The sequence below is a fragment of the Clostridium tagluense genome (genome assembly GCF_003865095.1).
GTDB classification, from domain to species: domain Bacteria; phylum Bacillota; class Clostridia; order Clostridiales; family Clostridiaceae; genus Clostridium_AD; species Clostridium_AD tagluense.
Map to the genome: position 1 here is coordinate 1 of NZ_BHYK01000013.1, position 21382 is coordinate 21382.

General features: G+C 32.4%; 18 protein-coding genes. 12 read left to right on the forward strand and 6 right to left on the reverse strand.

The features are described 5' to 3' along the window. Positions 1 to 150 precede the first annotated feature (150 nt). The 4 genes from Ctaglu_RS12530 to Ctaglu_RS12545 all read right to left on the reverse strand — a co-directional run bounded on the left by Ctaglu_RS12530 (position 151) and on the right by Ctaglu_RS12545 (position 1968). Complete coding sequence (locus tag Ctaglu_RS12530; protein ID WP_125002146.1) at positions 151 to 579, reverse strand: Rrf2 family transcriptional regulator; 429 nt, start codon at positions 577 to 579, stop codon at positions 151 to 153. A 104-nt stretch (positions 580 to 683) separates the two neighbouring features. Further along, positions 684 to 926, reverse strand: coding sequence for a thioredoxin domain-containing protein (locus Ctaglu_RS12535; protein ID WP_125002147.1), 243 nt, complete (start codon positions 924 to 926; stop codon positions 684 to 686). Beyond that, positions 919 to 1311 carry a hypothetical protein gene (locus Ctaglu_RS12540; protein WP_125002148.1) on the reverse strand — a complete coding sequence of 131 codons (393 nt, stop codon included), beginning with the start codon at positions 1309 to 1311 and terminating at the stop codon, positions 919 to 921. Before Ctaglu_RS12540 ends, Ctaglu_RS12535 begins: the two co-directional genes overlap by 8 nt. A 21-nt stretch (positions 1312 to 1332) precedes the next feature. After that, positions 1333 to 1968 (reverse strand): NAD(P)-dependent oxidoreductase, encoded by a 636-nt coding sequence (locus Ctaglu_RS12545; protein WP_125002150.1) that lies wholly within the window; start codon positions 1966 to 1968, stop codon positions 1333 to 1335. A 533-nt stretch (positions 1969 to 2501) separates the two neighbouring features. On the opposite strand from Ctaglu_RS12545, the gene Ctaglu_RS12550 reads away from it, so the two are divergent. From Ctaglu_RS12550 to pyk, 12 genes are all read left to right on the forward strand, one after another. Then, on the forward strand, positions 2502 to 3074 hold the full coding sequence (locus Ctaglu_RS12550) for a TetR/AcrR family transcriptional regulator C-terminal domain-containing protein (protein ID WP_125002152.1): 573 nt from the start codon (positions 2502 to 2504) through the stop codon (positions 3072 to 3074). Between the two features lie 140 nt (positions 3075 to 3214). After that, positions 3215 to 4195 (forward strand): DUF5692 family protein, encoded by a 981-nt coding sequence (locus Ctaglu_RS12555; RefSeq protein ID WP_125002154.1) that lies wholly within the window; start codon positions 3215 to 3217, stop codon positions 4193 to 4195. Positions 4196 to 4315: 120 nt separating this feature from the next. Further along, complete coding sequence (locus Ctaglu_RS12560; protein WP_125002156.1) at positions 4316 to 6085, forward strand: oleate hydratase; 1770 nt, start codon at positions 4316 to 4318, stop codon at positions 6083 to 6085. A 181-nt stretch (positions 6086 to 6266) separates the two neighbouring features. Next, a complete protein-coding gene (gene hypB, locus Ctaglu_RS12565) occupies positions 6267 to 6938 on the forward strand; it encodes a hydrogenase nickel incorporation protein HypB (RefSeq protein WP_125002158.1) in 672 nt (223 codons plus the stop codon). Positions 6939 to 6988: 50 nt separating this feature from the next. Further along, the gene (locus Ctaglu_RS12570; protein WP_125002160.1) at positions 6989 to 9658 is read left to right on the forward strand and encodes an FAD-dependent oxidoreductase; all 2670 of its coding nucleotides are present in this window, start codon (positions 6989 to 6991) and stop codon (positions 9656 to 9658) included. Positions 9659 to 9753: 95 nt separating this feature from the next. Further along, positions 9754 to 10095 (forward strand): hydrogenase maturation nickel metallochaperone HypA/HybF, encoded by a 342-nt coding sequence (locus Ctaglu_RS12575; protein ID WP_125002162.1) that lies wholly within the window; start codon positions 9754 to 9756, stop codon positions 10093 to 10095. Positions 10096 to 10309: 214 nt separating this feature from the next. Beyond that, a complete protein-coding gene (locus Ctaglu_RS12580) occupies positions 10310 to 11029 on the forward strand; it encodes an alpha/beta hydrolase (protein WP_125002165.1) in 720 nt (239 codons plus the stop codon). 69 nt (positions 11030 to 11098) lie between these two features. Continuing rightward, positions 11099 to 11419: a hypothetical protein gene (locus tag Ctaglu_RS12585; RefSeq protein WP_125002167.1), complete on the forward strand. Its 321-nt coding sequence runs from the start codon at positions 11099 to 11101 to the stop codon at positions 11417 to 11419. A gap of 574 nt (positions 11420 to 11993) precedes the next feature. Beyond that, positions 11994 to 12641 carry a hypothetical protein gene (locus Ctaglu_RS12590; RefSeq protein WP_185732699.1) on the forward strand — a complete coding sequence of 216 codons (648 nt, stop codon included), beginning with the start codon at positions 11994 to 11996 and terminating at the stop codon, positions 12639 to 12641. Positions 12642 to 12849: 208 nt separating this feature from the next. Continuing rightward, positions 12850 to 13968, forward strand: a complete 1119-nt coding sequence (locus Ctaglu_RS12595) for a HipA domain-containing protein (RefSeq protein ID WP_125002171.1) — start codon at positions 12850 to 12852, stop codon at positions 13966 to 13968. A gap of 336 nt (positions 13969 to 14304) precedes the next feature. After that, positions 14305 to 16338, forward strand: a complete 2034-nt coding sequence (gene hutU / locus Ctaglu_RS12600) for a urocanate hydratase (protein ID WP_125002173.1) — start codon at positions 14305 to 14307, stop codon at positions 16336 to 16338. A 233-nt stretch (positions 16339 to 16571) separates the two neighbouring features. Continuing rightward, entirely contained in the window at positions 16572 to 18005 is a 1434-nt protein-coding gene (gene pyk, locus Ctaglu_RS12605; protein ID WP_125002175.1) for a pyruvate kinase, read from the forward strand. Between the two features lie 135 nt (positions 18006 to 18140). Here pyk and Ctaglu_RS12610 read toward each other — a convergent pair whose 3' ends face one another. After that, positions 18141 to 20207 carry a methyl-accepting chemotaxis protein gene (locus Ctaglu_RS12610; protein WP_125002177.1) on the reverse strand — a complete coding sequence of 689 codons (2067 nt, stop codon included), beginning with the start codon at positions 20205 to 20207 and terminating at the stop codon, positions 18141 to 18143. Between the two features lie 32 nt (positions 20208 to 20239). Continuing rightward, on the reverse strand, positions 20240 to 21196 hold the full coding sequence (locus tag Ctaglu_RS12615; RefSeq protein WP_125002179.1) for an SGNH/GDSL hydrolase family protein: 957 nt from the start codon (positions 21194 to 21196) through the stop codon (positions 20240 to 20242). Between the last annotated feature and the right edge of the window lie 186 nt (positions 21197 to 21382).

A 21382-nucleotide genomic window follows, 5' to 3' on the forward strand; every position in this document is an offset into this window, starting at 1 on the left:
AAAATCTCTTTAGAAATATCTGACATAAAAATACTCCTCCTTACAATATTTGATAATTAGCTTATCTCAATTATTGCCAAGAAAGAGTACTTTTTATTCTAGTTACACAAAATTATTTATAGGCTCTTTAAAGTTGAGATTTTCATTTTTTTATTGAATTTTTTTGTTAATGTCGCCAACAACATCAAGCATAGTAACCTTTCTTAGAGCGTTTTCCATTGCTTCTTGTGCACTAAGCAAAGTGACCTCGATAACAGATTGAATGTTTGCACCTATTGGACAATTGGGATTTGGATTTGGATGAATTTGAAACAAACCACCATCTTCAACTACGTCTACCGCTTTGTATACTTCTAATAAACTTATATCTTCAATATGTTTAGTGAGATAGGAACCGCCAGTTCCGCGTTTCATATCAACAAGACCTGCATTTTTAAGCATTCCAAGTATTCTTCTAATTACCACTGCATTGGTATTCACACTTCCTGCAATCATATCTGAAGTGGGCAATGGATTTGCATAAATGGATAGAATAGATAATATATGGACTGCTACCGGGAATCGACTACTTATTTTCATGACCAAAACCCCTTTTTATCTATTTATTGCTTATGAATCCTAATTTAAAATTATTTCAACTTTCTATTAGGAGTTATACACAAACAATACTATCACATAGACGCTTATCCTTCCAATAGAATTTTATCAAGTCCCTTAAAATTGCTATAGCCTTGTGCTATTATTGTTTGTTTATTATTTTTTTCAAGAATAATCGTTGGAAAACTCTGTACTCCTAATTTTTCTCCTTTTTTAAAGTATTCAAAAGTTTCTTCCATCAATTCCTCTGAAAGAAATTTTTTCTCAAAGTCTTCTTTAGAAACACCAAAACTTTCGGCAATTTTGCTATAGATAGAAATATCATTCATGTCTTCTCCGTTTACAAAGAAGGCCTCCTGTATTTTTTTTTACAAAATCAAAGGACATGTCTTTATTTAATTTTTGAAAGAGAACCACTGCTTTTGCACCTGGCAAGCTATCAAGAATTCTATCACTGCTATCTAATACATTTTTATTGAAGCCTTCACCAAAGTGTATACCAGTTAAGGCCTCTACTCTAACATTGCTAGTTTTTATAAATTCACCTAGACGAGTGTCCATGGTTTTAACTTCATCACCTATCCACATACCTCCAGGTATGATTTCAAAGTCATATTTATCTTTATGATTTTTATGGATTCTAGTAATAACATCGCTAAAACCATAGCACCATCCACACATTGTATCCATAACGTAATATATTTTATTTTTCATATTTTTATACCTCCTAAAATATTAGTATCCAATAGTAAATCTTTGGCGAGAAAATTTTGGATTTGAAGCTTCGTCAAGAAGAGCTTGTGCATAGTCTTGAAAAGAAATTTTGCTTGCGCCTTTATCATCTACAATTAAATCCTCTTTACCAAGCTTGTATTTTCCAGTTCTGCTCCCAGATTCAAAGAGGGCTGCAGGACTTAAAACTGTCCAGTCCAGTTCATTTTCATTTTTATAAAGTTCTAAGGCACTAGTATGTGCTGAGCTAATTGGTTTCCAATCAGCAGGAAAGTTCTCTGAATCACCTAATTTAAGGCCAGGAGCCACATATAAACTTCCTGCTCCACCGATAGCCATAAGTCGAGGTACTAAAGCTTTTTTTGTTGCATTTATTAAATTTTTTGTAACAGAAAGTAAACTATCTTCTGCGCCAAACTTTGGACCAAAAGCACTAATAACAAGGTCATTTCCTTTTATTGCATTTACTAAGCTCGTTTCATCAAATGCATCTGCCTCAATTATTTTTAAACTACCTTGCTTATTTATATATTTAGCTTTATTATGAACAATTGCTGTAACCTCATAATTTCTTGTTAGGGCTTCTTCCAAAATCACCTTACCTACATTTCCATTTGCACCTATAATTGCTATTTTCATATTTATCATCCTCCAATTTTAATTTTAATCATTAAGTTATATTTTTTAATGTAACTGACTTGATTACGACTGCTGTTGTACTCATTATAGTTACAACAAGAAATTTTGTCAACTGTTTTTTTTAATTTTTTTTTAAAACACCAGAGTAGGCTAGTGAGAGTGTTCCGTCGTCACCATTTAGTGCCTTCGAGATCCAGGAAATTAACAGGCGCAGTAAAATTGCCTTCGGATTAATTCAAAAATAGTTTTATGAAAAAGAAAAAACATTCAAGTATTTGGAAGGAGAAAGATGACATGAAAAGTGATTGTCTTTGAGTTTCATAGTTTTTAAACATAAACCTTCTACAAGGAAAAGTCATTGTGGTAGTATAGGAAAACGTATTTGCAAAATATTAAACTGGTAAATGAGTAAAAAATAGTAATTAATATATTTAATTAATGTACATTTGATGTTATAATCCTTTATAGGTAACCTTTTCCATTATTCAAATTGAAAAAAGATAAAATCTACTTTTGTATTAGAGGAGAAGACTATGAAAAAGAATGCTAAAACTGCAATAATTAACTCATTTAAACAATTATTAACCAAAAAATCTATAGATAAGCTTACAGTAAAGGAAATTTGTGAACATTGCAATGTAAACAGGCAAACTTTTTATAATCACTTTACTGATATCATGGACGTTTTTAAATTTATATTTTTTGAGGAATTATCAACAGACATTGCTCAAAACAGAACCTTTGAAACCTGGGGAGGCGGTTTCCTGGCTACAATGAATTATCTGAAGAAAAACTCTAAAATGATTCTACATGTATATAACTCTTCTTATTGGTATGAGTTTAATACTTACTTTACAAATCTTTCTACCAGATTATTGGATGATGTGGTAGATGAGTGTGTTGAAAAAACCCCAGTAAAACTAAAGGATAAAGATCATGTTTTCATCGTTAATTTTTATAGACATGTGTTTAATGGGCTAATTATAGACTGGGTAAGTGAAGGCATGGAAGAAGAACCCGAAATTCTCCTTAAAAAGCTATTGACCATGATAACCGGAAGTATTCCTCGTTCTGTTCTTGCATTTGAAGAAGAAATAAAAGAATAATTATTTTAGATAAATGAAAGTGTATAAAATAGACACTTTCATTTTTTTGTCTATTGAAATGGAATTGACAAAAATTATACAATAGATATATAAAATACTAGATATATAAAACACTAGATATTTATATTAGGGGGGATAATATGTTTAATTTCAACTATGCCAACGGGGCATCAGCATTAAGTGTATGGGGTGTTTGGATAATTGTTTTCGTAGCGCTCTTTGCCTTTAATGAAGTAGCTCGTAGATTTAAGTATGTTGGTTTCTTCAGTTTTGTTGTTTTACCAATAGTACTTTCAATATTATGGTTTACGGTATTAAGTGACACAACCTATACAGACTGGTTCCATTTAGCAAAGGTGTATTCGTCTACAGCTGGATGTATAGGATTTTGGTGCATTAGGCACCTTAAGGGGAAAAATAAATTAACAGGTAAAGAGTGGAGATTATCTGATAAAAAATGGGTATTATGTTTTCCACCTCTTATTCTTGCAATTAACATTATGGAGGCAGTAATACGTGATTTCCAAGTTGGTATTCAGTATGCTGGTGGGGGGACTCTAGCAGATGAAGCCATGTATGTACTTGGTGGTAACTGGAATTTTATGAATGGTATAGCGGGTATTCTAAACATCATTGCTATAACCGGGTGGTTTGGAATTTGCATAAAAAAACAGACTTCAAAAGATGGCAGCAAGGATATGTTGTGGCCTGATATGCTATGGTTTTGGATTATAGCCTATGATTTATGGAATTTTGCTTATACTTATAACTGTCTTCCGGGACATGCTTGGTATTGCGGTCTTGCTTTGTTACTAGCACCAACCCTCTGTGCATTTACAGTGGGAAAAGGAGCATGGTTACAGCATCGTGCACAAACACTGGCTATATGGTGTATGTTTGCACAGACATTCCCAGCCTTTATTGATAAGGGTGCTTTTGTCGTATCGTCATCTTACAATAAAGGGGCACTATTTGCATTTAGCTTCATAGCACTAGTTGTAAATATAGCAGTATTTGTTTACATGATTTACAAAGTAGTTAAGACAAAGAGAAATCCTTATCTTGGTGAACTTTATACAGATTTGAAAGAATTTAAAGAAATCAAAACGCTTGCAGAGTAAATATAAGCACAAGTATTTTACTTATAATTAGACAAAATGCATTTATTGTCTATTGTGATGTCCCAAATTTTTTTTTATAATCAAGTTATTAAGAATATTAGTTTGTAGGGGGTATTTGATATGTATTATAGCAATGGAAATTATGAAGCATTTGCACGTCCTTTAAAACCAGTTGATGTAGACAAAAAATCTGCTTACCTAGTTGGAGCTGGACTCGGGTCATTGGCAGCTGCATGTTTTTTAGTACGTGATGGTCAAATGAAAGGTGATAATATTCATATTCTTGAAGAACTTAGTATCGCTGGTGGAGCTTGCGATGGTATTAATGATAGTCAAAAGGGATTTATTATTCGTGGTGGTCGTGAAATGGAAAACCACTTTGAATGCTTGTGGGATTTGTTCCGTTCTATTCCTTCTATTGAGACGGAAGATGTTTCTGTTTTAGATGAATTTTATTGGCTAAATAAAAAAGATCCAAATTATTCTTTGCAGAGAGTAACGATGAATAAAGGTGAGGATGCTCATACTGATGGAAAGTTCGGATTAAGTGAGAAAGCTTCTATGGAACTTGTTAAACTATTTATGAGTCGTGATGAAGATTTATATGATAAGAAGATTTCTGATGTGTTCTCAGAGGAACTTATTAATTCTAACTTCTGGCTTTATTGGAGAACCATGTTTGCTTTCAGAGATTGGCACAGTGCATTGGAAATGAAGCTTTATGTACAGAGATTTATTCATCACATTGGCGGCCTTCCAGATTTATCTGCTTTGAAATTTACAAAGTACAATCAATATGAGTCATTAATTCTACCAATGGTAAAATATCTTGAAGCTCATGGCGTTAAGTTCCAATATGATACGGTGGTAACAAATGTTATTTTTGATATTAAAAATGGCGAAAAGCTTGCTAAGGAAATTGTTTATAAACATAAGGACAAGGAAGAAACTATAGAACTTACTAAAAATGATTTAGTATTTGTTACTAATGGAAGTTGCACAGAAAATTCTACCCTAGGTGATCAAAACCACGCACCAAAATTTGATAAATCTATAGGTGGTTGTTGGCAGCTTTGGAGAAATATTGCGAAACAAGACCCAGCTTTCGGTCATCCTGATAAATTCTGTACTAGCACAGAAGAAACATTCTGGGAATCTTCTACAATTACCACACTTGATGATAGAATTCCTCCATATATTGAGAAAATTTGCAAACGTGACCCATTTAGCGGAAAGGTTGTTTCAGGTGGTATCATTACTGTAAAAGACTCAAATTGGCTTATGAGCTATACTGTAAATAGACAACCTCACTTTAAATCTCAACCAAAAGATCAGCTAGTAGTTTGGGTATATGGTTTATTCTCCGAGATTCCAGGAAATTATATAAAGAAACCAATGAGAGAATGTACGGGCGTTGAAATTACCCAGGAATGGCTTTATCATATGGGTGTGCCTGAATCTGAGATTCATGATATGGCTACAAAATCTGCAATCTCTATCCCTTGCATGATGCCTTATGTTACTGCATTCTTTATGCCAAGAGCAAAAGGTGATAGACCTAAGGTTGTACCTGAGGGCTGCGTAAACTTTGCTTTCATTGGTCAGTTTGCTGACACACCTCGTGACACAGTGTTTACAACCGAGTATTCAGTTAGAACAGCTATGGAGGCAGTTTATACATTGCTAGACATAGATCGTGGTATTCCAGAGGTATTTGATTCATGCTATGATGTACGTCGACTCTTAGATTCTACAGTAAAAATGATGGATGGAAAAAAAATTACTGAATTGAACCTTCCATTTATGGAAAAATTTATGAATGAAAAAACAATGAAGATGGTTTCTGGAACAGTTATTGGAGATTTGTTGAAAAGGTATAAAATGATCTAAATCAATATAAATACAAAGGTAAGTTATCTCAGTCGGCTAATTTATTTTTAGTCGGCTGTTATGATTTACTTTTATATGTCTATTGAAAAATATTTAGAAGAAGTTGTACAATAAATACTTATCTTGACCAGAGTTATAAGGATTTGAGAAAAAAATTAATATAAAATGGAGGGGTACTGATTTGGATATATATAAAATTCTTGAAATCAAACAAAGTGTGTTTGAAGATAATGACAAGCAGGCGGATTTGCTTAGGGAACAATTGAAAAAAGACAAGACCTTTTTATTGAATTTAATGTCATCACCAGGCTCGGGTAAAACAACAACTATTTTAAGAACTATTGAAGCTTTAAAAGATGAAATGAGAATTGGTATTTTAGAAGCCGACATTGACTCAGATGTTGATGCTAATACTGTTTCTAAGACCGGTGCAAAAGTAATTCAATTGCACACAGGTGGCATGTGTCATCTAGATGCAGATATGACTAAGCAAGGGTTAATAGGCCTTGGAACAGAAGACGTTGACTTCGCTATTTTAGAAAATGTAGGAAACTTGGTATGTCCAGCAGAATTTGACACTGGTGCATCAAAAAATGCCATGATTTTAAGTATACCAGAAGGCGATGATAAACCTCTAAAATATCCTTTAATGTTTTCCATTGTAGACGTTTTATTAATTAACAAGATGGATGCAATAGGTTATTTTGATTTTGATTTGGAAGCAGTGAAAGCACGTGTAAAAAAATTGAATCCAAATATTAAGGTTATCCCCATTTCTGCTAAAAAAGGTGAGGGAATGGATGAATGGACACAGTGGATACGTACAGAAGTAAAAAATTGGAATGAAAAATAGCACCCATAATTATATGAAATAAGGGATTAAATTTGGGGGGGGGAAATAATGTGGTAAAGAAAAAAGTACTTGAACTAGCCAATAAGATTGCAGCTGGAATTACTGGCGGGATAGTAAAAGTAAAACCAACAGACCCAGAATATAGGATTATGGAACCTGTTATGACTGATGAAATGGCAGAAATAGCACTTAAACTGGAGATTCGTAAACCTAAAAGCCTAACAGAAATTGCTAAGCTCTGCGGTAGACCTGTGAGGGAAGTAGAAAAAATGCTATTTAAAATGGCCGTTGATGGTGTAATTAAAGTAGAAGAAAGTAACGGTGAGGATCACTATTTCCTTGAGCTTTTTGTTCCTGGTGTTATGGAATACATGGTTGCAAACAAGGAAAATGTTAAAAAGTATCCCGTAATTGGTGAGTGCTTTGAAGAGTATACGAGAAAATTAGGTGCATTAATGACAGGAAATATTCCAATTGGGCTTGGTGTAATGAGAGTTATCCCAATTGAAAGTGCAATTGAAGGGGAAACTAGAAGGGCTTCTTATGAGGAAACAGCACACATTCTTAATAATCATAAGGTTTTCTCTGTTGCGGATTGTGCATGTCGTACATCTATGAGAATTATTGGTCAAGGTTGTGGACATACAGTTGAAGAAATGTGTATTCAAGTTGGACCAGCAGCTGAGTACTATATCCGTACAGGAAGAGGGAGAAAAATTACGAGGGAAGAGGCTATTACTATTTGCAAGAATGCTGAAAAAGAGGGATTGGTACATTCTATTCCAAATTTATCAGGACCAGGAAATGCTCTTGCTATTTGTAACTGCTGTGGATGTGGATGTTTTGGACTAAGAAATACAACTTTATATAAAAATCCTGATTGGTCTAGGTCAAACTATGTAGCAGTAGTTGATAAAGATAAATGTGTTGCTTGTGGAGAGTGTGTAGAAAATTGCCAAGCAAGTGCAGCAACACTAGGACAAAATTTATGTACAAAGAAACCTATTGAAGTTCCTAAGGAAAAAGATACACCAAGGGATACGAAGTGGGGAAAAGATAAGTGGAATTTTAATTATCGTAATCGTAAATTTGTTGAGGATGGTGGAACAAGCCCCTGTAAATCTGAGTGTCCAGCTCACATAGCAGTTCAAGGTTATATCAAGATGGCATCTCAAGGAAGGTATAGTGAAGCTCTAGAACTTATAAAGAAAGAAAATCCTTTTCCAGCAATCTGTGGACGTATTTGTCCAAGAAAATGTGAGGATGCTTGTACAAGAGCGGGTGTAGATGAAGCCCTTGCTGTTGATGAAATTAAAAAATTCATTGCAGATCAAGAATTAAAATCAGAGCATCGTTTTGTACCTGAAAAATGTGCACAAAGACCAGGGAAAATTGCTGTAATTGGTGCAGGCCCTGCAGGACTTTCTTGTGCTTATTTTCTAGCGGTTGAAGGATATAAGGTAACAGTGTTTGAAAAGCAAAACAAGCTTGGAGGTATGTTAACCCTAGGAATTCCTTCCTTCAGACTAGAAAAAGAAGTAGTAAATGCAGAAATAGACAGTTTGAAGGAATTAGGAGTAGAGTTTAAAGCAGGAGTTGAAGTTGGCAAGGATGTTACCCTATCTAAGCTTAGAGAAGATGGCTACAAAGCATTTTATGTAGCAATTGGTGCTCAAGCAGGTAGAAATCTAGGTCTTGATGGTGAAAGTGCTTTTGGAGCAATAACAGGTGTAGATTTCTTACGCAAAGTAAGTCTTGGTGAAGATCTGAAAATGGAAGGTCCAGCAATTGTAATTGGTGGAGGAAATGTTGCTATTGACGTTGCCAGAACTGCAGAAAGAGTTGGTGCCACGCAAATAGATATGTATTGTTTAGAAAATAGACAAGAAATGCCTGCTCTTCCGGAAGAAATTGAAGAAGCCTTGTCAGAAGACATTGCTATCAACAATTCATGGGGTCCAACACGAATTCTTCATGAAGATGGCCATGTTGTGGGTGTAGAATTTAAAAAATGTATTTCTGTCTTCGATGAAAATAAAAGATTTAGTCCTAAATTCGATGAAAATACAACAAAGATTGTTAAGGCAAATAATGTATTGATTTCAGTTGGTCAAGGAATGGAGTGGGGCGGATTATTAGAAGATTCCAAAATAGAATTAAATCCAAATAAGACAATAAAAGCTGATCCAATCACTTTCCAAACAGGTGAGCCAGATGTATTTGCTGGCGGAGATGCATTAACAGGTCCTAAGTTTGCTATAGATGCTATTGCACTGGGAAAGCAAGGATCAATTTCAATCCATCGTTATGTTCATGGAGATAATTTAACAATATGTCGAGAGAGAGAATACCATGCTCTTGATAAAGAAAACTTAAACATGGATGGCTATGACCGCTTGCCAAGGCAAAGAGCACTTCACGTGGATGGAAGCAAGTCAAAAGAAACCTTTAAAGATTTGCGTGTTACATTTACGCAGGAACAAATAAAGAAGGAAACGGAGCGCTGCCTTGGATGCGGGGCTACGGTTATAGATGAATACCAATGTGTAGGCTGTGGAGTTTGTACTACAAAATGCAAATTTGATGCAATTTCATTGGTAAGAAAATATGATAGCGCTGGTGTAGATTTTAAGGATATGAGACCTGCAGTTATAAAACATGTTATCAAGCGTCAAGGAAAAATTGCAATGAAAAATGTAAAAAAAATATTTTCAAAATAAAGACATAGCATAGAATAATTAATGTTTTTTAGGGTAAAAGACGGGAGAGCGGGCGTTCTTCCGTTCTTATTCTTTGACAAGGGAGGTGAGTTTATTTGCATGAAATTGGAGTTTTGATGGAAGTGGTTAAAACTGTTGAAAATTTCGCACAAAAAAATGGAGTAACAAAAATCCAGACATTGGTTCTTCAAATTGGTGAGCTATCATCAATGATCCCTAGATATATTGAAGCCTGTTATCCAGCTGCAATAGATGGTACCATGTTGCAAGAAACGGAATTGAAAATTGAGATATTACCGGGCAATGGTATTTGCAAAGAGTGCAATAAGGTTTTTAATCTCATTGAGAATAATAATGTATGTCCAAAGTGCACAAGTAAGCACTGGGAGATATTAAGTGGAAAAGAGTTTATGATTAAGGAAATCATTGCTTGTTAAAATGAAAACCCTTGAATTTAGGGGTTTTTATTGTTTTTTGGACAGTTTGGAGTAGAAATTTTTAGCGGAAATATTCATTGTATTCTATGTAGTAATCAAGTAAAATCAATCAGTGTAGCCTGTGCTATACGAGATATAGAAAGGAAGTGAGAGTTTAGTGGGCTTACATACTTAGTATACAGTGTCTCACTAAACATAAGTAATGAGTGAAACCATGGAAGGTAATATAGAAAATTTATCTATAGCAGGGTATGAGTGTACATTATATTTACCACCGAAATACTACATAAATGATGTGAGTTATCCTGTTGTATATATAAATGGTGAAGACAATATACAGGAGATAATGGGGGATTTGGAATCTCATTTTGGAGTAGATTGTAGTGCATTTATTGCCATAAGTGTTATGGTGGAAGAGTGGAATGAGAATTTTACGCCATGGACTGCGCCTCCTTTAACAAAAAAGAGTGGGTCTTTTAAAGGGGGTGCAGCAAGCTATCTTAATTTTCTTGCAGATACAATCAAACCATTTATAGATGAGCATTATAAAACAAGACCGGAGCCATCAAATACTGCACTTATCGGGTATTCTTTAGGGGGACTTACTGCATTGTATGGCCTTTATACAATTAGTGCCTTTGGTAAGATAGGCAGCATGTCTGGTTCTTTGTGGTATGATGGATGGATAGAATTTATGGATTCTCACATGCCAGCAAATGCAAATAGCCGTGTGTATATGTCTCTTGGAAGAAGTGAGGAACATAGCAGAAATCAGCGCATGGCTAAAGTAGGTAATTGTACACGTAAAGCTGCTCTCATACTAGAAAAGCAGCTTGAATTCAAAGAAAATCTTATATTGGAATGGAATGATGGTGGACATTTTTCAGATTTACCCAATAGGTTTAAGAAGGCATTGCTGTGGCTCATGCCATAGTAGGGATTTGAATTGCACATCGGTACTAAATCTCTGCTTTAATACATATAAGTAGTGAGGTGGTTATATATGAAGAGAACTATCGTGTGCAAGCAGTGCGATAACAATAAAGTAACCTTTGAAAAAATTCAGCAGCAATTATATATCAAGTGTTCAAAATGTGGGAATACAATAATGCAAACAGTACATCTGGAATCTTGGGATAAAAATGTAGCTAATACATATAAACTTAGAATCAGTATTGAAGATGATAGCTTAATGGAGGCAGATTTAATTGAAACACAAGGTAATAAGATAGCGTTTCAAACTTTAAGTAAAGAACAAACAAAAATTAGATTAATGTATGTAAAAGAATACGAATATATAAGGCAACTTGGAGAAGACGAGTAAGGATGTAAATTGTTTGCTATTTAAAGAATAAGATATAGGCATATGAAACCTAAATATTTTTAACAAAATTTCTCATTTATATGTTATTTTAATAATATAGACTTAAATTATTATGGGTATTCTTTATAATAATGCACAAAATAATAACTGCAATGAAAATCTTTATTAAATAAAGAGAAGGTAATTTATAATTAAAAGGGAGCAATTAGCTCCCTTTTTCCATTTTATAAAAATATAAATAAAACATAAAGAAAATTCCTTTTAAAATAAGTTTGTTGATGGTTATAAAGATGTAGATTTCTTTGAAAATAAGCTAATACCTGAGATGTTTTAAATTAGGCTTTGGGTATAAAATAATCACTTCAAAGCATTGGTATAACTAGCCTTATAGTGCTTATAGTTGCGGTGTTGTTAGATAGTTTTTTATTTTTTTGTAAAAATAGCAACTATAAATTTCTAAAGTATTTTATAAAATTTAAAAAAATATATCTTATGTTAAACAAACAAATAGGGCAAAATATGATAAACTAATAAGACTAACAAAACTGACAAGGAAAAAGAGAGGTGTATAAAAATGGAATTTATCAATGGTATATTTAATAAAAAAACTCAAAATGTAATAAATGATTATAAAAATAAACTTCCAGAAGATATACAATACATTAATTCATATATTGAGGTAATCAAACTAGCATTAGTGAAAAATAATATAACTAGTGTTGAATTATTTTATTCATTTGATGGCAGAGAATTATTCGATAAGATCAAGAATGAAAATTCATCCAAGAATATTTTAGTTTTATACAAAGGAAATATTGACAATCTAATTGCAAAAAATGGATATATCAATATATATCACTCAAAACGGGGTAATTACTCTTTAGTTGTTTTTCAACATCAATTTATATATGAAGAATTATTTGGAGTTGAATTATGGAATGATGGAAGTTCAACACCTCAGAAAATACATACATTTAACTGTTACATAGCAGAAAAAATTAATTATTTTGCAGCTATGAATTGTAAAGTTATGGGCATAGGTATAGGAAATATCAACAAGAAACAGTATGAAAATTTGATGGAAGATTATCACAACACAGTTAAAACTCCAAAAAATAAAACAACCAAAGGTAAAGTAGCCATATATACAGGCATTGCATCTACAATTGGGGCTGGATTGCTTATAGGTTTAAAAATATGGTCGAAAAAAGATAAAAGATAATACAGGGAATTATATATTTAATAAAAAAATCACGCTTATCCTAGCGTGATTTTTTTACATGAAAATTAAGCTATTTTATTAAAGTCTTCCTATTTTCAAATAAGTGGGGTTGGATTAAGTGCTGGATTAGTCGTTGTTTAAAATGCAAAGCTTGGTTATAATATAATATAAGAGAATTATAATATTGATTAAATCATGGAGGAATTATATGAAAAAAGTAGATTTAATAAACATAGCAAATAAATATTCAAAAAATCAAGAATATAATTTTACTGGATATTTGATGTATAAGGACAAACAAATTGCTGAAATAAAAGACACAGAGTTCATAAAGTCTTTGGATGACAATTTATTACCAGTAATAATGATAAATAAGAATGCAGGGTCATTAGAAGCATGGCTACAAACTAGAGTTATAGACACTCATAGGACAAACTCAAGGCAAGTAAGGCGTAGATTAAGTGTTAGATCAGAGGTTCCTAAGGAAATAGTTATTAAAGCTAGAGCTATAAGTATTACGGATAGCTATTGGTTAAAATGGATGGATGAAGATATAACTTATAATGACGTGAGAAGTAGGTTATCTGATGGACTAAATACTATTGCTTTATACGGTAATGCTACAGAAATAAATTTTAAGGATGTAGATATAAGTCCTGAATTAACTAACATAGGAAGTTTTGAGAAGTGTTGGAAACTCATTGAGGGATGTTGGTATATGATAAAAAAGGGTACTTATAAGGAGAATTTTGCGGAAGTATTAATAGCAAATATTGCTATATATTTAGGATTCAATGCTGTTAAATATGAAGCTATAGAAGATGGAGCATTAGTTAAGAGTAAAGACTTTACTAATAATTGCGAAGTGGACTTCGAGCCAATGTTCAGCTTTGTTCGCGAGTATTGGGAAATAGATGATTCTATAAGTATTATAAAAGAACTTGGTTATATAGAAGATTTTTTGAATATTACTTTTATGGATGCATTGTGCTATAACATAGATAGACATACATTTAATTTTGGAATATTAAGAAAAGATGGGGAACCAATAGGGCTAGCGCCAAATTTTGATAATAATTTAGGATTATCTGGAGTTCTTAATAATAGTGGCTTAGAAAATACATGGTATTCAACATCATTTACAAGAAATAATTATAAGCCAATATTAGAGGAGCATAATTATGATATACCTAAGATTGATTTAGAAGTGATAAAGGAAATTATAAATGAGACACTAAAAGGTTTTCCGTCGCTAAAGTCGGAATCTGGATTCAGTGAAACTGTATTTAAAATAGTAAAAAATAATTATGAAGAACTATTGAAGTAAGAAAAATACTTTGATTAATTAATGATAAAAAAGCTATCAAGATGTAATAATCATTTTGATAGCTTTTTTATTGACACTATCAAAGATGTAAACCGATACAAGTTAAAAGATTTATTAAGCAATTTATCAAAAGTGGTAATGTGATATGTATGGAATAGATAAAAAAGTAATATTTGGATATATGCAGAATAATATGTATTGAGGTGATTAATATGAATAAGATACAGTCAATCATTACGTGTATTGTTTTGTAGCTGATTTTTTTTTGTTATTTTGTTTGGATGGTTCTGCAATAAACAGAGTAAATAAAACTATAAATTGAAGGGTGGATGTTTTATGTTAGATAATTTTGAAATTTCAGAAGCTATGACAGTAAAGTTAGATGACTACCTACCAGAGATGCCTACATTCGCAAAAGGAATAAGAAGGGCTCCGAGTAGAGGATTCCATTTAACGCAAGCTCAGACAGAAATTGCACTTAAGAATGCACTTCGTTATATTCCTGAAAAGTATCATGAACAACTTATACCTGAATTTTTAGAAGAATTGACAAAACTAGGAAGAATATATGGGTACAGATTTCGCCCAAAAGAAAGAATTTATGGTAAACCAATAGATGAGTATAAAGGGAAATGTATAGAAGGCAAGGCTTTTCAGGTAATGATAGAAAATAATCTAGATTTTGAAGTAGCATTATATCCATATGAACTTGTTACATACGGAGAGACAGGAAGTGTATTTCAAAATTGGATGCAGTATCAATTTATAAAAAAATACCTTGAAGTAATGACGCAGGATCAGACACTTGTATTGGAATCTGGACATCCACTTGGACTTTTTAAATCCAGGCCTGAATCACCAAGGTTAATAATAACTAATGCACTTATGGTAGGCATGTTTGATAATCAGAAGGATTGGGAAATAGCCGAAGAGATGGGTGTTGCAAATTACGGGCAAATGACAGCAGGGGGCCTAATGTATATAGGACCTCAAGGAATTGTACATGGAACATATAATACCCTTTTGAATGCAGGAAGATTAAAATTAGGTATTCCAAATGATGGAGATTTAAGAGGGCATTTATTTATAAGTTCAGGACTTGGGGGAATGAGTGGTGCTCAAGCAAAAGCAGTTGAGATAGCAAACGGTGTGGGAATAATAGCTGAAGTTGATAAATCAAGAATAGACACAAGAATTGAGCAAGGGTGGGTTAAGAAGTATTCAGAAGATTTGGGTCAAGTGTTTAAAATTGCAAATGAGTATATAACAAGGAAAGAGCCTATGTCTATAGGATATTGGGGTAATATAGTAGATTTGCTTGAATATGCAACTCAAAATAACATTAAAGTTGATTTATTAACTGATCAGACTTCATGCCATGCTCCATATGATGGAGGATACTGTCCACATGGTATAACTTTTGAGGAAAGAACAAGATTGCTTGCACGAGATAGAAAAACATTTAATCAATTAGTGGATAAAAGCTTAAGAAGACACTTTGAATTAATAAAAACACTTGTTGATAGAGGAACCTATTTTTTTGATTATGGGAACTCTTTCATGAAAGCTGTATATGATGCAGGAGTAAAAGAAATATCCAAGAATAAAAGAGATGATAAGGATGGATTTATCTTCCCATCTTATGTAGAAGATATAATGGGACCACAGTTATTTGACTATGGTTATGGACCTTTTAGGTGGGTTTGCTTAAGTGGAAAGAATGAAGATTTAATAAAAACTGATTATGCTGCAATGGAATGTATAGATCCAAACAGAAGGTATCAGGACAGGGATAACTATAATTGGATAAAGGATGCAGAGAAAAATAATCTTGTAGTAGGAACTCAGGCAAGGATATTATATCAGGATGCTGCAGGAAGAATCAAAATTGCATTAAAATTTAATGATATGGTTAGAAAAGGAGAAATAGGACCTGTTATGATGGGACGGGATCATCATGATGTGAGTGGTACAGATTCTCCATTGAGAGAGACATCTAATATTAAAGATGGAAGTAATGTTATGGCAGATATGTCTATTCAATGCTTTGCTGGTAATGCGGCAAGAGGAATGAGTTTTGTTGCACTTCATAATGGTGGTGGAGTGGGAATAGGAAAAGCAGTAAATGGCGGATTTGGATTAGTACTTGATGGAAGTTATAAAGTAGATGAGATAATTAAATCTGCACTATCCTGGGATGTCATGAGTGGAATTGCAAGACGCTCATGGGCAAGAAATGAACACTCAATTGAAACTGCTGCGGAATTTAACAAAACACATAATGGAACTGACCATATAACCATTCCATATATTGCAAAAGAAGGGTTGATTAAAGATTCAATAAAAAAATGTTTGAATAAGGAATATTAAAAGATAATTTTTTTTATTTGATTTACTCCATTCCTTATAATTGAAACTTATGATATATTTAGTTCATAAATAAATTATAATTTATAAACATTCCTAGAGTAATACAAATTAATTTATTTTGGACGCCATATTAATTAGTAGCAGTTTTTATGTTTACCTTTAAATTTATCACTACAAACCCACGTAAACCAGCACTTCGCTGGTTATACACCAATGAAAGGGGCTAATAAACAATGAGAATGACTAAAATAGTATGTACCTTAGGACCAGCGGTAGATGATGAGAATTTATTAGAACAATTAATACTGGGCGGGATGGATGTAGCAAGATTAAATTTTTCTCATGGTACTCAGGAAGAACATAAGGCAAGAGTGGATAGGGTAAAAAAGGTTAGAGAAAAATTAAACATTCCACTTCCATTATTGCTTGATACAAAAGGGCCTGAAATTAGATTAGGTAAATTTGAAAAAGGTGAAGTAATATTACAAGAGAACAATGAATTTGTACTTGTAAATGAAAATATTTTAGGGACAGAAGATAGGGCAACTATTTCACATAAGAAATTATATAAGGATGTTAAGGTTGGCACAAGAATATTAATAAATGATGGACTTGTAGCAATAGAAGTACAAGAGGTGGTGGGTAAGGACATCCATTGCAAAATATTAAATGGTGGAGTCATAAGTAATAACAAAGGAGTAAATATTCCTGAAATAGACACCCATTTACATTCAATAACGGAGAAAGACATCGAAGATATAAAATTTGCTATAGAAAATGAATTTGATTTTATAGCTTGTTCTTTTGTAAGAAAGGCTTCGAATGTAACCGAAGTGAGAGAAATATTAAAGAGATATGGTGGACAGGATATAATGATAATTTCAAAGATTCAAAATAGAGAAAGCGTAAGTAATTTTGATGAAATATTAGAGGTTTCAGATGGTATCATGGTAGCAAGAGGAGATTTAGGTGTAGAATTACCTACAGAGGAAGTTCCAATTGTTCAAAAAATGATAATCAAAAAATGCTATGAAAGTGGTAAATCAGTAATAACAGCAACTCAAATGTTAGATTCAATGATTAAAAATCCAAGACCTACTAGAGCCGAAGCTAGTGATGTAGCAAATGCTGTTTATGATGGAACTAGCGCAATTATGCTTTCAGGTGAAAGTGCTATTGGTAATTATCCTATTCAGAGTGTGAAAACTATGGTTAGAATCGCTGAAATGGCAGAAAAATCTATTGATTATGGCAGCAAATTAACTGCAATGCAATTTAACATGGTGGAAGATATTACAAATGCTATATGCTATGCGACTTGTGCAATTGCACTGCAGTTAAAGGCAACTGCAATACTTTCTCCAACTCAATCTGGACAAACTGCTAGAATGATTTCTAGATTTAGAGTAAATTGTCCCATAATAGCAACTACATCAAAGCCAAAGGTTCTACGACAATTATGTATTTCTTGGGGAGTAATTCCATTACTAGTTAGGGAAGCTTTAAACGTTGAACAAATGTTTGAATTTGGAGTTCAACAAGCTTTGGCCATTAAATTAGTTGAAGAAGGAGATATTATTGTAATAACAGCTGGAGGGCCAGTTGGTATATCTGGAACAACTAATCTGTTAAAAGTCCAAACAGTAGGTAATCCTCTTGTAATATAATACTTTATTTCTTACGAAAGCTGTATTTCATTAATACAGCTTTCGTAAATTTTTAATTATTTTTGTGTCGCTCTTTAGTATTACACCTGATATGGGGGAAAGACTGCTTAAACTGCAATAAATTTAAAATATAGATTATATTTTAAATCTATTCACTTCTTGTTCTAATCTATCAGTACTTTCTTTTGATTTTAAAACTTCCGCCATAACATCTGTTGATTTATAATTTGCTGTAGTAACTCTATCTGCTATATTTGTAGTTCCACAAGCACCATCGTTAGCTGCTTGGGCCACGTTATTTATAGCGCCTAAAACCTCTTGAACTGAAGCTAAAAGTTCCTCAGAAGTAGCACTAAAATCTGTTACTAGTTCATCTACAAACTTAGCATCCTCGTTATATTTTTCTGAAACATCTAACATCACCTGATAATCATTAGCAACATCTGTAGATACAAAAGTTAATAAATTATTAGAATTAGTAGAAAGATTATTTACTGAAGATATAACGTTTGTTGTTACAGCTTGTATTTTTAGCACCGTATCTTTTGATTGTTCTGCAAGCTTTCTTATTTCATCAGCAACAACTGAGAATCCTCTTCCAGATTCACCAGCTCTTGCAGCTTCGATAGCAGCATTTAATGCAAGTAAATTAGTTTTTTCGCTTATATGCATGATAGATTCAGATAAGATATTGATTTCACCAACTACCTTTGAATCTTCTATTGCTTGCTCAAGTTGCGTTTGTGTATGAAGAAGAATGCTTGCAGCTCTCTTTTGAGCAATATTGGCATTTTCTTTAATGGAAGTTGCTCTTTTACTAATTTCATTAGCTGCAATAGCACCTTTTTCTGACCTTTGCGCTATAGAATGAATACTTATTTCCATTTCTTGTGAAGTTGCTGACATTTGTTCAGATGCTGCTGAGGTTTCTTCCATACTTGCGGCTAATTCTTCTGTGGTTGCAGATATTTCTTGTAAGTCACTATCTAATATCTGTACATTGTCTACAATACTATTCACTTTCTGTTCCATAGCGGAGGATTCTGTTTTAATACTATCCACTAAATTCACTAATGAATTTTTCATATTATTAATACCATTGGTAATTGAGCCTATTTCATCTTTTCTTGACAATAATTCAGAGTCAAGCGCTTGGGAAAAATCACCCTTTGCGAGTATTCCTAAATATTGAGAAGATTTTATTATTGGATTGGTAATTCGCTTTGTGCTAATATTAATTAAAATAAATGTTAAAATTAACATAAATATTGAAATAACCAAGACTATAATAGATATTCTTTTAGCGCTTGCTATTAATTCATTTTCTGACATAAAAGATGCTAAAATCCAGTCAGTATTATTTATTTTATATGTATTACCAATATATTTAATGTCACTAATAGTCACATTAAAAGAATTTAAATCTTTTGACAATACTTTTTCTACTCCTGGTATATTCACATCTTTTATATTTTTAAAATTATTAGTAGCATTATTTCCATCTGCCATAATCATTCCTGTATTATGTATAAGCATATAAAAACCTGTTTTCCCTATTTTCATTTTACTTAACATGTTACTAATTACCGATTGTTCAACATCAATTCCTATTGTACCTAATACCTTTCCGTTAGAATCAGTTAATGAACGTACATTACTTATAACCATTGAACCAGTATCAGCTTTGTAAGGGGCTGTTCTTATTATATTTCCATTTCCTTTTAAACCCTTCTGATACCAATCCCTAGAAGTTGGATCGTATTTTTTTGATATAGTAGTTTCAGGCCAATTTACATAACCACCATCTTTAGTAGCCAAATAAACAAACATTGTACCAGGATGTGAATTTGCATATTGTTCAAATACATTATAAATTCCACGTTCTATTGTTCCGTTTTTAGAGGGTGTCATTTTAGTAGGTTTTGTAGTATTAATATAATTTGTAATATTACTCTTGTTTGCCTTACCTATTAAGGGATGAGTGGCTAGCATATTTATATTTTTATCTATTTGATCATAAAGAATTTGGATAGAATTCTCAGCCAATTTCATCTGTTCCTTAGAATTATTAAGATAATCTTTTCTAGCTTGAGTATTAACTTGATAGCTAATTATAATACCAACAGTTGCAAGTGCCAATATTATAATAAGTATGGTAATAACTAAAATTTGAGTTTGAATACTTTTAAATTTCTTAATCATAATAACTATCTCCTAACCTGAATTATATCTTTCTATTTAAACATTCTCACCTGATCATACATTTTTTCTCCAAATATCTTATGGACAACAGCTGTAAAATGCCATTCATCCCAAAAATAAAATTGCTCTGCATTATCATGTGCTGGTTTGATTTTTGGATAAGTACTTTGACACGCCTTATTTAGTTCAACTAACCCATATTGGCTTGGATTTTTCATTATATTTTCACTGATTTTAGGTAAGTCAAACATCATGATTTTGATATTTGAGTTTTTTTGTAATTCTTTTATGGTTTCAGGAAGTTTTTTATTCATATGATTTACAAAAACTTCAGCAGATTTTGTTCTATTATTAGTAATTTCATAAGGTACAAGTGATAAATCACTGCTATTTACTACAAGGAACTTTTTAGCTCCAAGCTTTTCTAATCTTTTAACTGCGGTATTTATATTAGCAACAGCTTTATCTGCCACGTTTTCAACTGTACCGGGTAAAGAATAATCCATGAATAAAAAATAATCATTGGCAGAAGCAAAAATAAAATACAATGCATCGGGATCAGCCTTACCTGATTTTAAATTTTTTTCGAATTTTTCAATTTGTCCGAGTACCCCTGTATTTCCCAAGTAATCCATCCACTTAGAATAGTTTTTTTCTCCAGTGGTTGCACCACCTGTAGCATAGTCAATTAATGGTACACCTAACTTTTCGGCTAACACTTCAACAGATGTAGGGCCATTTGAATATCTACCTTTCCAATATAATTTATCGGAAGGTTTTAAATATGCATCACTAGGTTTATTAGTGCTTGCCATGATTTGTGCAGAAACTTTTTTAGCTTGTCCATTGTCTGAATAACTATCTCCAAATGCAAGTACCTGAGTAAATTTTTCACCAACTTTTTCTTTACTTAATAGATAAATAATTCCACTAAAAATAAAAATACATATTACTAAAATTGTAAATATAAATTTGGAATTTTTTTTCAATACTCTTCACTTCCTTTATTAAATAATTGTTAATCTCCTATAAGTCATATAACAAAATATATATACTTAAAGTGTCACCTCCTAAATTTTATAAATTTTGAGACTAAATTAGGTTATAACACACACACATTATGTCACTTTTAGGCGTATTTTGCAATACTTTTCTAAATTACCATATAAATATAG

Bases quoted from the DNA above. Each gene is read 5' to 3' on its own strand.
- Ctaglu_RS12530 (WP_125002146.1), bottom strand. From the start codon at position 579: ATGAAAATAAGTAGTCGATTCCCGGTAGCAGTCCATATATTATCTATT.
- Ctaglu_RS12535 (WP_125002147.1), bottom strand. From the start codon at position 926: ATGAATGATATTTCTATCTATAGCAAAATTGCCGAAAGTTTTGGTGTT.
- Ctaglu_RS12540 (WP_125002148.1), bottom strand. From the start codon at position 1,311: ATGAAAAATAAAATATATTACGTTATGGATACAATGTGTGGATGGTGC.
- Ctaglu_RS12545 (WP_125002150.1), bottom strand. From the start codon at position 1,968: ATGAAAATAGCAATTATAGGTGCAAATGGAAATGTAGGTAAGGTGATT.
- Ctaglu_RS12550 (WP_125002152.1), top strand. From the start codon at position 2,502: ATGAAAAAGAATGCTAAAACTGCAATAATTAACTCATTTAAACAATTA.
- Ctaglu_RS12555 (WP_125002154.1), top strand. From the start codon at position 3,215: ATGTTTAATTTCAACTATGCCAACGGGGCATCAGCATTAAGTGTATGG.
- Ctaglu_RS12560 (WP_125002156.1), top strand. From the start codon at position 4,316: ATGTATTATAGCAATGGAAATTATGAAGCATTTGCACGTCCTTTAAAA.
- Ctaglu_RS12580 (WP_125002165.1), top strand. From the start codon at position 10,310: ATGGAAGGTAATATAGAAAATTTATCTATAGCAGGGTATGAGTGTACA.
- Ctaglu_RS12585 (WP_125002167.1), top strand. From the start codon at position 11,099: ATGAAGAGAACTATCGTGTGCAAGCAGTGCGATAACAATAAAGTAACC.
- Ctaglu_RS12590 (WP_185732699.1), top strand. From the start codon at position 11,994: ATGGAATTTATCAATGGTATATTTAATAAAAAAACTCAAAATGTAATA.
- Ctaglu_RS12595 (WP_125002171.1), top strand. From the start codon at position 12,850: ATGAAAAAAGTAGATTTAATAAACATAGCAAATAAATATTCAAAAAAT.
- hutU (WP_125002173.1), top strand. From the start codon at position 14,305: ATGTTAGATAATTTTGAAATTTCAGAAGCTATGACAGTAAAGTTAGAT.
- pyk (WP_125002175.1), top strand. From the start codon at position 16,572: ATGAGAATGACTAAAATAGTATGTACCTTAGGACCAGCGGTAGATGAT.
- Ctaglu_RS12610 (WP_125002177.1), bottom strand. From the start codon at position 20,207: ATGATTAAGAAATTTAAAAGTATTCAAACTCAAATTTTAGTTATTACC.